Origin of the sequence: Candidatus Tisiphia endosymbiont of Sialis lutaria (assembly GCF_964026535.1) — a bacterium.
Classification (GTDB): Bacteria; Pseudomonadota; Alphaproteobacteria; order Rickettsiales; family Rickettsiaceae; genus Tisiphia.
Genome location: NZ_OZ032153.1, coordinates 88852 through 103534, shown reverse-complemented (window position 1 = coordinate 103534; position 14683 = coordinate 88852). Strand labels below are relative to the sequence as shown.

The 14683-nt window shown below is 32.8% G+C and carries 8 protein-coding genes; 5 read left to right on the top strand and 3 right to left on the bottom strand.

Translation table 11 applies throughout. The features are described 5' to 3' along the window. Positions 1 to 195: 195 nt before the first annotated feature. The 3 genes from AAGD20_RS00520 (at position 196) to AAGD20_RS00510 (ending at position 5318) form a co-directional block, all read left to right on the top strand. Complete coding sequence (locus tag AAGD20_RS00520) at positions 196 to 1071, top strand: tyrosine-type recombinase/integrase (protein ID WP_341749004.1); 876 nt, start codon at positions 196 to 198, stop codon at positions 1069 to 1071. Beyond that, on the top strand, positions 1071 to 4115 hold the full coding sequence (locus AAGD20_RS00515) for a Tn3 family transposase (RefSeq protein WP_341749003.1): 3045 nt from the start codon (positions 1071 to 1073) through the stop codon (positions 4113 to 4115). Before AAGD20_RS00520 ends, AAGD20_RS00515 begins: the two co-directional genes overlap by 1 nt. A gap of 150 nt (positions 4116 to 4265) precedes the next feature. Continuing rightward, positions 4266 to 5318, top strand: a complete 1053-nt coding sequence (locus AAGD20_RS00510) for a ComEC/Rec2 family competence protein (RefSeq protein WP_341749002.1) — start codon at positions 4266 to 4268, stop codon at positions 5316 to 5318. A 184-nt stretch (positions 5319 to 5502) separates the two neighbouring features. Here the strand turns inward: AAGD20_RS00510 and AAGD20_RS00505 are convergent, their stop codons facing one another. After that, positions 5503 to 5631, bottom strand: coding sequence for a palindromic element RPE2 domain-containing protein (locus AAGD20_RS00505; protein ID WP_341749001.1), 129 nt, complete (start codon positions 5629 to 5631; stop codon positions 5503 to 5505). 17 nt (positions 5632 to 5648) lie between these two features. On the opposite strand from AAGD20_RS00505, the gene AAGD20_RS00500 reads away from it, so the two are divergent. Next, positions 5649 to 6506 carry a hypothetical protein gene (locus AAGD20_RS00500; protein WP_341749000.1) on the top strand — a complete coding sequence of 286 codons (858 nt, stop codon included), beginning with the start codon at positions 5649 to 5651 and terminating at the stop codon, positions 6504 to 6506. A 45-nt stretch (positions 6507 to 6551) separates the two neighbouring features. Here the strand turns inward: AAGD20_RS00500 and dnaE are convergent, their stop codons facing one another. Together dnaE and AAGD20_RS00490 are read right to left on the bottom strand one after the other, a co-directional pair. Beyond that, positions 6552 to 10034 carry a DNA polymerase III subunit alpha gene (gene dnaE, locus AAGD20_RS00495; RefSeq protein WP_341748999.1) on the bottom strand — a complete coding sequence of 1161 codons (3483 nt, stop codon included), beginning with the start codon at positions 10032 to 10034 and terminating at the stop codon, positions 6552 to 6554. Beyond that, positions 10024 to 11328, bottom strand: coding sequence for a UDP-glucose dehydrogenase family protein (locus AAGD20_RS00490; protein ID WP_410520909.1), 1305 nt, complete (start codon positions 11326 to 11328; stop codon positions 10024 to 10026). Before AAGD20_RS00490 ends, dnaE begins: the two co-directional genes overlap by 11 nt. 337 nt (positions 11329 to 11665) lie before the next feature. Between AAGD20_RS00490 and AAGD20_RS00485 the strand changes: the two genes are divergently transcribed. Further along, positions 11666 to 14335, top strand: coding sequence for a palindromic element RPE1 domain-containing protein (locus tag AAGD20_RS00485; protein WP_341748997.1), 2670 nt, complete (start codon positions 11666 to 11668; stop codon positions 14333 to 14335). Positions 14336 to 14683: the final 348 nt, after the last annotated feature.

Here is a 14683-nt window from a genome sequence, read left to right as displayed (position 1 = left end):
TATAGAAAAATATCCTGCAATAATTTATCTTACTCAAATGCCTTATCCCTGCAGGATGATCATGTTTTACGCATTTATATTTTGGTATATCTAATCGTATAATAAGCATTATACGTTGCAAACAACCTTAAGTCATCGTATAATAGCATTATTTGTAATAGGTTATCCTATCAAAATCTAATCGCATAATTATTTATGACTAAAATTACTCAAATTAAGCAATATATTGCTTATCAAAAATCGACAGATAAATCACCTGCAACATTGGTAAGCTATCGCAGCGATCTGATTCAGTTTGCCATTTGGTTTGAAAAGGTTAATAATACCGATATGGATTTGCTTCATATTACTCCAACTGATGTTCGTCAATATAAACAATGTTTGATTGATTCCAATTTTAGACCGCAAACGATAAATCGTCGATTATTATCATTAAAATATTTTTTAGAATGGGGGTGGGATAGTAAAAAGATCAAGTATCGTTTTCCATTACCTCAGACTGTTAAGCAATCACAGCCGATACCCAAGTGGTTGAGTAGAATTGAGCAAAATCAGCTATTACGTTGTGTGGAGCGTTGCGGTAAAGTTAGGGATATTGCTATTGTAAGGGTTTTAATGAACACGGGATTACGAGTTAGTGAATTATGTAATCTCAAATGGATACATGTTGTAATGAGTGATCGTAAGGGCAGGTTATTGGTAAATGCCGGAAAAGGTTCTAAATATCGTGAAGTCCCCTTAAATAAAGATGCAAGACAGTCTTTTTTTGATTTGGGATATAAAGATTATGCTGGTAATGATTCTTTCATATTTATTGGTCAACGTGGAACTTTGTCTCCTCGCGGCATTCAGCTTATGTTAAAAAGCTTGAATCTTCCAGGTGAACTTGCGATAATATCACCGCATCAACTTAGACACACTTTTTGTAAGAATTTGGTGGATGCAGGAGTTAATTTGGAAAAGGTTGCAGTACTTGCAGGACACGAACGATTAGATACCACCAAGTTATATTGTCATCCATCTTTTACGGATCTTAGTGATGCTGTGGAACGAATAGGGGAATTTGACTGATGCGTTTGATAGAGATACTGCCCTCTTATGAGATTAGATTATTTGATAATCCATCAATATTATCAACAGACGATCAGAAATACTATTTCAAAGTAGATGAGACGGTAATGAGCTTGCTAAAAGGCATTAAGGAAAATCATAACAAAGTTGGCTTGTTATTGCAGTATGGATATTTTAAAGCTAGTGGTAAATTTTACACGCAAAGCCTATTTAAATCCGGTGATATTAAATTTGTTGAGAAAGTTATCGGTGTTAGTGTCTCCAAAGATTTTAGTAACCGATACATCGATAGAACACGTCAAAAACACAGATTATTAATTCTTGAAACTTGTGGTTACATAGAATTTACCGGTGCTGAAACGTTATTTTCACAAAGGGTAGAAAATTTAGTTGCACAACAAATGCATCCACGCAAATTATTCTACTTGCTGATAGAAGAATTGCGTAACAAACGAATTGAAATACCAAGTTACGATAAGGTTACCAGAATTGTCACAGAAAAATTTGGTGTTTTTGAAAAATCAGTTTTGCAAGCAATAGTAGATATAATCACATCAACACAGCGTGAAGCACTTGATCAACTTGTTTGTACTACAGGAGAATATTATCAACGTCCATTACTTACTCGACTCAAAAGCATTAATCAGTCATTAAGACCTGGGCAAATTAGACATGGGATACACAATTTTCTTATAATTAAGAAATTATTTCAGGAATTGCAGTCAGTGATAAAAAAACTAGATTTATCAGTAGATGCGACCAAATATTATGCTGGGTGGATAGTTAAAGCAAAAGTAACACAAATCACCGATATTGTAGAGCCAAATAAGAGGTATTTGTATCTTGTTGCATTTATTGATCATTATTACAAAATTTGGCAAGATACGCTTGTTGATATGTTACTAAGAAATGTGCAACAGCAGTTAAATAATGCCGACAGGAAACTAAACAATGTAGTAAAAGAAAAAATTCCCGATAAAAATAAATTGACCTACTCTGTTTTGTTGGGCTTTGATAATACCAAATCAACGGTTGATTTGGTAAGAAAAATACTACACGATAATGCTCTTACTAATGATCAAAAAGTCGAGAAACTATGTCAAGTTGTGCCTTTGGAAAATACTAATACAGACTTAAAACATGCTATATCAGATGCTAAAAAACTAGAGGATCAGCTTAATAATGAGAAGGCACAAAGTGATAAATTGGATATTTTGTCTACTCTTTCCAGAAAGTTACAAAATCGTGTTGCTGATATTATAAAACATCTGCAGTTTGAAGTTTGTAAAGATAATAATGTGCTTTATTCAGCCTTAATTTATTATCAGTCGGAGAAGAATATTACCGCCGCTGCTCCTGATAAATTCCTAGAAGATCATGAGTATAAAGCAGTTTACAGAAATGGTGAATTTAATGTGTCGCTATATAAAGCTATTCTTTTTTGTAAGGTAGCCAACGCAATCAAGGCAGGTCAAATTAGTCTTTTGTACTCTTATCGCTATTTATCAATCGATGAATATTTAATTGATGAAAATTATTGGACAAAAAATAAACATACTATTATACCAAATCTTGATTTACCCGAGAATATTGATCGTTTACTAACAACACTTCGTGGCTCTTTAGATAAACAATATATCGATGTTAATCAACGAATTATCAATAAAGAAAATAAACATGTCTCTGTTAAAAAGGACGGAACATACTCTATACACACACCGGCTATCGATAAACTGGACTACGACTCCATTTCAATGATTATCGGTAAAGAAAAATATATACCCATTTTACAAATGATGGCTGAAATGAATAACTTGTCTAATTTTACCGCCAATTTTAAACACCATAAAATAAAGGGGGCAAAAACAAAACCAAACAATGAAATATTTTTTGCCGGAATATTTGCTTTAGGTAGTAACATAGGCTTACATAAGCTTGCAAGCACCGCAATAGGAGTTAATTACAACACTTTGTCCAATGCCGTTAATTGGTACTTTTCATTGGAAAATTTATATATGGTAAACCAAACCTTAATAGACATAATGACAAAATTGTGGTTACCAAGCAAATTTAAACGTGAGAAAAGACTATTACATACATCAAGCGACGGTCAAAAACAATGCGTATCAGTAGAATCATTGAATGCCAATTACTCATATAAATATCACGGTAATAGCAAAGGTGTTAATGTCTATCGATTTATTGATGAACGGGGAATCCTATTTTACACCGATGTATTTAGCAGTTCTGAAAGAGATGCGGCTTATGTGATTGACGGTTTGCTACACAATGAAATCATTAAGAGTGACCTACACTCGACAGATACTCACGGCTATACCGAGATGATTTTTGCCGTATCACATCTAATCGGTGTAACATTTGCACCTCGCATAAAAGATGTTACTTCACTAAATTTAGTAAGTTTTGATAAGATTAAATCTAAATTGGCTAATGACAATTATCCTGTTAGACCTGCATATTATGTCAAGGAAGATAAAATAATAAGAAACTGGGACGATATATTACGACTGGTTGCAACCATTATGCTTAGAAAACACCGAGCGTCAGTAATATTAAAAAGATTAAGTAACTATGCTAACCAACATCCTCTCCAAGAAGCACTAAAAGAATTTGGTAGGATTATTAAATCTATCTTTGTACTAAAATATATCGATGATATTACTTGGCGACAAACCATTGAGAAACAACTAAACAAAGGCGAGTTAGCTAACAAATTTGCTACTGCTGTTTCATTTGCAGGCGAAGAAATCACTGCAGCCTATCGAGAAGATCAGGAAATATCGGCTATGTGTAAAACCATTATTCAGAATATAATTATTTTATGGAATTATATAGCACTTACAAAAATAATTATGCGATCAGATAGCATCACCAGACAAACCTTATTAGAGAATATTCCTAATGCTTCAATATTAAGCTGGAGACACGTCAACCTACATGGAATTTACGATTTTAGCAATTTATTAGCAACAAATGATCAAGATTATTCTTTTAATGAAGTGGTTAATTTTAAAGCGGCATAATGCTTATTATACGATTAGATATACCAAAATATAAATGCGTAAAACATGATCATCCTGCAGGGATAAGGCATTTGAGTAAGATAAATTATTGCAGGATATTTTTCTATAACAGAGAAGAAATTAACAGCAATTCCGACTCCTAGTTCGCTTTTGCCCCGTTTCTGTAATTTAACCCTATTATCACTAACTGCTGGTTATGAATTTTACATAAGGAATCAATGGATATTAGGTGAAAGCAAGGGCATATTTTCTTCAATCAAATTTTATATTGCCTCTAATATTTATTCAAGCTTCCTTGCCGGTATAGTTACTGCTCCCGTTGTAATAAACCAATTTTATACATTTCCTACTTATTCTATTCCGATGAACCTTATTGCTATACCAATAATGTCTTTCTTTTTGATGCCATTATCTATTATCTCGGTATTTTTAATGATCTTCGGTATAGACCAGTACTGTCTAAAATTAATAGGTTTTTTCATTAATATAATTATTGAAGCGGTGAAATTTACTAACACGTTACCATTATCAGTATGGTATTTTGGCTATATAAGCCAAGTTAGCTTAATTACTTTCTTATTTGGCTTTTTATGGCTTTGTTTGTGGAGAACTAAATGGCATTTTCTTGGGCTAATTATAATTATTATATCAGTAATTTTAATGCTGAACTCTCCTAAACCTAATGTCATATTTGATATAAATTTAAACGCTATTGGTATAAAAAATAGCAATGGTGAACTTGACATTTATGCTATAGTCAATTCAGGAGAATTTGGGGCTAGGAGCGATGGAGCGACGCCTATAAGTAATAGGCGAGCGACGAGTGACACCGTCCCCAATTTCTCATCAATTGACTATAATGAAATGCCAGAATTTAAACGTATATATTGGGCTAACTGGTTTGGTCAAAAGGATGCTAAAATATTTCCCTTAAAATTTCCCTTAGAAAAAAATATTTTTACTTCCCATGGGTACACAATTTTGATAGATTCTAGTTTGATAGATTTGAAACAAGTTACTCCGAATGAAATATGTAAAAATGTCGATATATATATTAATCTGCTAGGTAACAACCAATGTAAAGGCAATAAGATTACTGTTAGTAGAGAATTTTTAAAAGAATTTGAAGTAATAATGATATTTTGTAATCAGCATCAATGTACCATTAAAACCAATAGTAACAAAAGATTTAGTTTTAGGTAAAAATATATAGTACCCTACATAAGAGTCATTGCGGTATCATGTAAGTAGGTCGTGCAATCTATTGTTTTTGGATTGCTTAGGAGGCTTACGCCTTCTCGCAATGACGCTTGAATTGCATTCCTGTCATTGCGAGGATTACACAAACCTCAGGCGTCATTGCGAGACCATGTAATGGTCGAAGCAATCAATTACTCAAGCTGTAGTCAATTGATGAGAAGTTGGGGGCGTTGTCACTCGTCGCTTGCCTATTACTTATAGGCGTCGCTCCATCGCTCCTAGCCCCAAATTCTCCTGAATTGACTATAAATAACATTAATTAAAGATATTTTTATGCCATTAGAAAAATTTAAATCAGATATAGCTGATATTGTTGGTGAATCAAAGGAAGGATTTGTAGAGGAAGTAAATCGCTTAAAAAGTCTGCTCAATTTTAGCTTTGATTCGCGATATGGTTCTGAACTTGCCAAAGCTGTAAAAAAGATGGGCATAGAACAAGAAACAGTAATACAGGTATCTTTGGATGATGATACCACAAATGTACTGTCACCAACTGAAAAAGATATTGGACAAAATTTTGGTGAGTTTAAAGGCAATATTGGTACCACTCTCAATTCTCATGGAGAACTTGCTAAAGGATATGCTGCTGAATATGATCAAGGACAACCTCACTTAGATAAATTCGGTCAGCAAGCTAAAAAAATGAATGTGTTAATAGATGAATTACCACATAATTCTTTGCAGGAAGCAACTGAACAAATTGAAACCATTGCCACTATTGAGGCTGGTACAAACAAAATATATTCGAAATTACAATCTTCTCCAAATGATCTAAAGCATACTATCCATCCAGAACATATTGTAACTATCAATAAGTTAGGGGCAGGACTTAGGAAATATATTGAATCATTTGTTAAATCGCCTGAAGAACAAAAAGAAGCTTTTATGCAAAATGGGGTTGAGACGATTCAAGCTATTGATAAAGCTAATAAAACTGATGGATTGCAAAATAGTAAGACTGCATTAGAGAAAATATTAAGCAAATTTCATAGCACAGAAACAGTGGGTTCTAAACTATATCACCGTCTAATAAAAGTTCTAAAGAAAGATGATATATCTGTATGCAACACTATTAAACCCGATACTACCCCTTATAACACAAAACACTCTAATAAAGATAAGGGGCGGTAGAGTTTTGGCAATGGAATCATACTGTTTGGCAAAGATCTCCTTAAATTAATTTGCAGAACATGACGTAAATTGATTGAGAAATTCAAAATCTTCAGTTTCTAGAGACAAAATCTCTGGTAAACATATTTTAGCTGTAAAGTTATTATCTATACTAACCTTAAGCAATAAAATTATTCTGATATTATTACGTTCAGGGTTAATACGCTTTTTCAGCAAATCGACTATTTGACATAATTCAGAATGATTTTGTGGGTACAGTTTTATCTCTAATCGTTCTTCATTTATTATATCATCAATAGTTGCGAAACTTTTAGCAATTAGTCTTATTCCTCCAGCGTCTTTAAACAAATCACAACTCACTACTACTAAACTTTGAACATCGAGTAAATGAACGAAATTCTTTAATATTTCTTCACTATAAATAGTTAGTTCAAAAATGCCAAATTGATCAGATAGTTGTAAAATGACAAACCTGCCGCGAGATGACATACGTGAATCCTTTTTTTGTATTACACCAGCTATCTTTATCTGACTTGAACCATCTAGAAAGTCATTTTGTAGATTAATTGAAGTCGAAATATTAAGCCGGGATAGCAAATCTTGATGTTTTGATAATGGATGTAATGTAATAAACAGCCCTAATACCTCAAATTCATAGCAAGATGCAGTATTATTATCCAGTGGTTCTGCGTCAATTAAAATTTGCTGATTTATGGAACTTACCTTAATCAGACTAAATTGATCAGAAATTTTTTCGGCATGATAGGAAGAAGCATAAGCTAGAAGTTTAGAGATACTTAATAATAACTGATTACGATTAGAATGTAGTGTATCAAAACATCCAGCTTTAATAAGATTTTCTAATAATTTTCGATTAATTGATTTAAGCGGTAGCCTTTCAATAACATCTATAATATTTTTAAATTTACCATTTTTAACTCGTTCTTCTACTAATATTCTACCAAAATCAACCGTAACGCTTTTAATAGCAGCTAGGGCATAAATTATCGATTTAGGTTTTTTGTCATACTCTTCAGCTTCTTGTGATGTAGCTATAGTACTAAAATAACCAGAGGAAAGATTGATATTAGGAGGGATAATAGCAATGTTATTATTTTTGGCTTCTTGAATGAATAGATTGATTTTATCATGGTTATTTAGTTCAAGATTTAAGCACACTACCAAGAATTCAGCTGGGAAATTAGCTTTCAGATAGGCTGTTTGATAAGATATTACTCCATAAGCTGATGCGTGGGCTTTATTAAAACCATAGCTAGCAAATTTAGCGACCGTTGCAAAAATGGATTGGGCTTGCTGACGTGAGATACCTTTGGCTATTGCCCCTTTCACAAAACTTTCTTCTTGTTCTGCCATTTCGGATTTTATTTTTTTTCCCATAGCTTTACGAAGTATATCTGCTCCACCTAAACTATAGCCTGCCATTTCTTTGGCAATTTCTAAGACCTGTTCTTGATAGATAATAACTCCATAAGTTTCTTCTAGAATTGGTTTAAGCATCTCATGCAGGTAATCCGGTTGTTGCAAACCATGTTTACAAGCAATATAAGTTGGGATGTTCTCCATCGGACCAGGACGGTATAACGCTCCTAACGCTATTATATCTTGAATGGAGTCAGGTTTAAGACGCCTTAAACTATCCTGCATTCCGTTGCTTTCAAATTGGAATACCCCAATAGTTCGACCACTACATAGCATTTCATAAGTTTTTTGATCATCAAATAGCATATTAGTAAAATCAATATTTATGTTCTGCTCTTTTAGCAGTTCTAAACATTTAGTAATGACAGTTAGAGTTTGCAGTCCTAAAAAATCAAATTTAATTAAACCAGCAATCTCAGCATATTTCATCGAATATTGTACTACCAACATTTCCGAGTTTAGGTCTTTATAAACCGGTAATATTTCTACTAAATCTTTGCCAGCTATCACAATTCCTGCTGCATGAGTAGAAGCATGTCTATTAAGCCCCTCAAGTACTAAAGATGTGTCCAGAACTTGTTTGATCAGCTCCTCTTGCCCATCTAAATTATACAAACCTTCACCACGTGCTGCTATGCTTAACTCCTTTATTTCCTTAATAGCCTGATTTAGTGTAACAGGAGAAACAGCATTAAATGGTACAAGATCAGTTAAATATTCAGCATATTTATAAGGTAAACCAAGAACTCGTGAGACATCTTTGATCACAGCTTTTGCTTGCATCTTACCAAAAGTGATGATTTGTCCAACTTTGTTATCCCCATATTTAGAACATACGTAATTTATAACTTCCCCTCGTCGCTCTTGACAAAAGTCAATATCAAAATCTGGCATTGATATACGTTCTGGGTTAAGAAAACGCTCAAATAATAGACCGAACTTAAGAGGATCAAGATCAGTGATTAAAAGACTCCACGCAACTACTGATCCTACCCCAGAACCTCTACCAGAACCTACCATAATACCTTGTTGCTTGCTCCATTTTATAAAATCAGAAACTATCAGGAAATAGCCAGAAAAATCCATTCGACAAATAATATCTAGTTCATAATTAAGACGAGTTAAATATTGCTGTTTAACATCTTCCTGCTCATCTATGGCAATATTTTCTCGTTTAAATTTTGTAGCAAGTCTTAATAGTAATCCGGCTGTCGATTCTTTTTTAATTATGTCTACTTCATTAATATTTAGACTAGAGAAATTTGGTAACATTGGTGGATTAGCATGTGCCATAAAATAGCATCTTTGGGCTAAATGTACCGTATTCTGTACAGCATTAGGTAAATCACTAAAAAGTTCTAGCATTTCTTTTGGTGATTTAAAATAACATTCGTTACTTACCTTTTTACGATCCTCCACTTCTTTGCTAACCCCAGTAGATATACATAATAATACGTCATGGGCATCATGCATATTAACATCACTAAACAATACTTTATTGGTAGCAACTAGTGGAATACCAAGATTACTGGCTATTTTTATATAACTTTCTTCTATAGATTGTTCTACTGCTAGATTATGTCGCATAATCTCAAAATAGAAACGATCAGCAAAAATGCTTTGTAGCTTAGTTGCCCAAAAAATGGCTAATTCCTCATCCTTGGCAATAAGACTTTTACCAATTATACCATCAGTATAACCGGATAAAATAATCAGCCCTTCCTGGTACTTAACTAAATCATCAAAAGTAATATGATTGCAAATTTTACGATCATTTTTAGTAAAACTATCACTAACCGCCTTTAGCAGATTCTTGTAACCAATTTCATCCTTGGCAATAAGCATAATTTCACAAAAACTATTCTCGGTAAAAGCAATATTTACAATTGCCGCATTTATAGGTTGTATTCCTGCTTTACAGCTAGCTAGAGCAAATTCTAACGAGCCAAATAAATTCCCCCTATCGGCTAAACAAATTGCTGGTATTTTATGCAATTTAGCTAATTCCACTATACGATCAATTGTTAAAGCACTCTCAAGAAATGAATATGAACTTTGTACTCTTAAGTGAATGAAATCAAACTGCATCTTTTATACCAATAAGATAATATTTAAATCCAAGAGCCTTTAGCATATCTCCATCAAGAATATGCCTGAGATCAAGAATTATAGGAGATTTAACTTGATGGCGAATAAGCGACCAATCTAAATCTTTAAACTCCGACCATTCGGTAGCCACTATAATTATATCACTATTTTTGCATGCACTAAGTGCTGAATCAGCAAAAAATACATTTTTTACTTCTTTTTTAGCATTATTCATACCTACCGGATCGAAGACTCTAATATTTGCTCCTTTATCAACTAAGATTTTGACGATCTTAATAGCTGGACTCTCTCTAACATCATCCGTACCAGCTTTAAAAGTCAGGCCCAATACACTAATAACTCTATTATGTAAATCGTTGCCTATGATATCATGAATTTTATCTACCATATCATATGGTCTCTGATAATTACTATTTATAACAGAATTAACTATTTGAAAATTACATTGATAATGTTTAGCTATTTGTCCAAGTGCTAACATATCCTTAGGAAAACATGAGCCACCAAATCCGGGTCCAACATTTAAAAATTCTTTACCTATTCTCTTATCTAGTCCAACCCCACAAGACAGATCCTTAGTATTTGCCCCCATTTTCTCGCATAAATTTGCCATCTCATTAATAAAAGCAATTTTGGTCGCTAAGAAAGCGTTTGAGACATATTTAGTAAGTTCTGCAGTAACCAAATCAGTACTTACCATAGGTATATTCTTGGTAATCAAAGGTCGATATATCTCTTTTAGTAAATCTTCTGCCTGTTTATTATTGGTGCCAATTAATATTCTATCAGGGTTTAAAAAATCCTCTATAGCAGTACCTTCTCTAAGAAATTCAGGATTTGAAGCAACGGAAAATTTAAAATTCTTGTTATTTAAATAATCAATAATTTGGTTACATGTTGTTGGAGGTACAGTCGATTTTATAATAATCAAACAATCATCTTTAATCCATGGGCATAAATTATCGATAGCAGTAAATATATATTGTAAATCAGCTTTTCCTGAAGGTAGAGACGGTGTTCCTACCGTAATAAATACCGCTTGTGAATTTTGTAATTCAGCCGAATAGCTAGCTGTAAATCGTAACTTACCAGATTTTACTAATGGCGGTAAATATTCAGCTAGTTTTGGTTCATAAATTGGTAAAATATTTTTTTTTAATTGGTCGATCTTAGAAATATCACTATCTAAACAAGTAACGTCGTGTCCTAGGTAACTCATCATTACGCCAGATACTAGCCCAACGTAACCAGTACCTATAACATGAAGTTTAATATTCATTAATTATCCTTATATACTTAGTGCAACAACTTTGTTATGCTATAATGCTATATTTAGGAGGTTGCCTCCTAACCCGATGTCATTGCGAGCGAACGTATGTGAGCGTGGCAATCCATGAAGTTTGTCATATGGATTGCTTCGTTGCCGCAAGGCGGCTCCTCGCAATGACGTTTGGGTAATTAGTATACGTCATTGCGAGAGGGCATAAGCCTCCGAAGCAATCCATTTCTGATCACTTTTTTGGGTTGTTTTATCACTACTAAAGTAGCTCTTCGCAATGACGTTTGGCTAAAAGTATACATTAATTGACCAAATACTAAATAATAAAATGATGCTCATTAAAAGATTTTTCATCAGCCTAAGCGTAATAGTTTGTATAGTTGTAGTAACTTTAAGTTTATTAATATTAAGCGGGAGTAAAGGGTATTTAGATAAGCCTATTAAGAGGGCAATAGAATTTTACCTCGATAAAAAAAATACCAAAATACGAATTGGTAATTTACAGATAAGAAATAACATTTTGTCAATCGATAAAATCTTTATGGATTTAGCACATAACACCAAAAGTGAGATTAACGATTTCAAAATCAGTTTTTTTATTGATGATATAAGAAGCAAACCATTGCTTGTTAGTATTGTTGATATAGATAGTTTTTCCTTAATTTCTAAAGATAATCAACCTATAATAGATACTAAAATATCTGCTAAGTATATTGTAGATTTTTTTGAAAATAAGATTGAAACACAGTTAAACCTAAGTCCTATAAAAAATATTACTTTGCTCGATAGTTATGGTAAGAAATTACCGAAGGGGGAAGGGCTTTGTTCTTATGAAAGTAAAATTTCTACAGCTTCGAAGAAGTTAATCAATTGCAAATTAACATTTGGTGAACAAGCATATCTATCATTCAATAGTATCTTGGATGGTAGCATAATTCAAGCTAATGGTAATGTTGAAAATATTCCTATAATGATTTATCAAATTGCTGAGAAAATTATCCCTGATAATCAAGTAATTTTATTTTTACAGGAATATATTAAAGATGGTTATATTAGAAATGGAGAATTTGATATTAATTTTGATAAAAATTCTTTAGAAAACAATAGACCTCTTGCAAAACTCGCTTATGCTGAGGAATTTGAAGGAGACGCGGAACGCAGAACCGCAGCGTACTCTAGTGTACGTGAGGATTCGAGTACCGCATCGACGTCCAAATTACCAGCAGAAGTAGAGTTAGGCAAGAGGTCTAATATTGCTCTAGTAAAAGCCAAGCTGCATGTCGTAGATCTTGAATATAAATACGATGCAGATTTTCCATCTTTAAGAAAAGTTGATACAGATATTACTATATCTGGAACCTCGGTTAAGTTTATACTGAATCGTGCATATAGCGGTAACAGCCTTATTTCCAATGGAGTAATAACCTTTGATTGGCAAGGGATGGATAAATCTAATTTTGTTATCAGTGCCATAGCTAAGGGACCGGGTATCGACCTAATTGATTTTATGTCAAATGAGGATTATAACCAAGTAAAAAAACAAGGAATTGACCTTAGAAAAATTACTGGCACCGCTAATTCAAAAATTGGCATAATAATACCGATTAGTCCAGTTATAAAAAATACCTATGACATCTCTACGATAATAACTGGAGTAAATGCTAAAGCATTTAGTGACAATATCATACTAAAGAATGCAAAAATAACCGGAACATTTAATGGTGATAAGCTAAACTTAATAGGTACAGGTAAAATTAATGACTATGACAGTAATTTTACCTATCAATATAATATCGATAATAATAACCATGATGATTACCAGCATCTATTAAAAGTAAAAACTACTATTGTCGGTAATAACCAGAAATTTGGTATATTCAAGTTAATTTCAGGTAGTAGTATCCTAGATTTTGAATATAAAGAGCAACGAAATAACAGAGGTCAATCTAATACCGGCTTCATTAAAGCTAATGCTAATCTCAAAAATTTGGAATTTTATATTGATAAAATATCTATACATAAAAAGCTTTCTGATGAAGCTAAACTTGTGTTAACTGGTAAGTTATATGATGGTCTAAAAGGTGATATTAATTTTGACCTTTCAGGAGCAAATAACTTAAAAATAGTTGGCAAGGCTAAAGTGCAAGATATTAAGTATGATGTTACTTTACCGATTATTGCTTATGGTACAACTGATCTAGTAGGAAAATTACTTGTAGGTAAAGATAGCTTAAATGCTGAAATTCAGGGGAAACGACTAGATCTGTCTGGGTCTAATATGATGCAATTTTTAGAAAAAGAAGGGGAACCACAAAATATTCATCTAAGAGTTGATATAGATAGGGTAAGGTTAAAAAATAATATAATGCTTGATAAGCTTAATTTACAAATTGATTGTGATAAAATAAAATGCTTTTCTGGTTCTTTAAATTCAAAAATTGGCACTAGATCTTTTAAAATGCTACTTACAGAAAAAAAAGATATGGAACAATGGATAGTTACCTGTGATAATGCTGGAGCTCTATTTAGAGGTATTGGCATGTATAATAACATGAAGTCTGGTATTATAAATCTAACACTTGATACAAAAAGACATGAGGTTAAGAAGGGCGAAATAATACCAATCTTAGATGGGACATTTGACATAAAACGTTTTGTTGTTACTGATATGTCTTTTCTAACTAGAATAGTATCATTTGTTTCGTTTCCAGGTTTTATGAGTTTTATATTAAATAATAAGGATATCTTGTTTAATAATATGACAGGTAGCTTTAGTTATATAGGTAATACCGTAAGTATTGCTAAGACATCAGCTACTGGACCATTTTTTGATTTTACCATGAAAGGTACAATTGATACTAATAAACACCAAATAAAGCTTAAAGGTAATGTAATACCTTCTTTCTTTTTTGCTAGTACCATTATCACTAAAATACCAATAATTGGTAAAGTATTTTCAAAGGTTGCTCCTTATTCTGTAGAGTTAAAATATAAGGACTAATAAAAATCGTATAGGATCAACGTCTATTAGCGAGGAACATAGGGTGAAAATTGCATTTTTGCAATGCTACTATCCCAGTTATTGGGTTGTGTTCTTAAAACTTTAGTACTCCATTAGTAACTCACCTTACTCATGATTTTCTTCCCAATTCAAGCTATGATAGTCAAAGTATATATTGGCTGTTAGACATGCTGAAAGTTTTGTGGTACTTACTAGTACTACAGTTGTAGATTGAATGTGAGTGTTCACGGAAAAAAGGTTAAAGTATAAGATGTCATTGCGAGGAGGTTGCCAGACCGACGAAGCAATCCAGGAAAGTGATTAGAAATGGATTGCTTCGTTGACCTT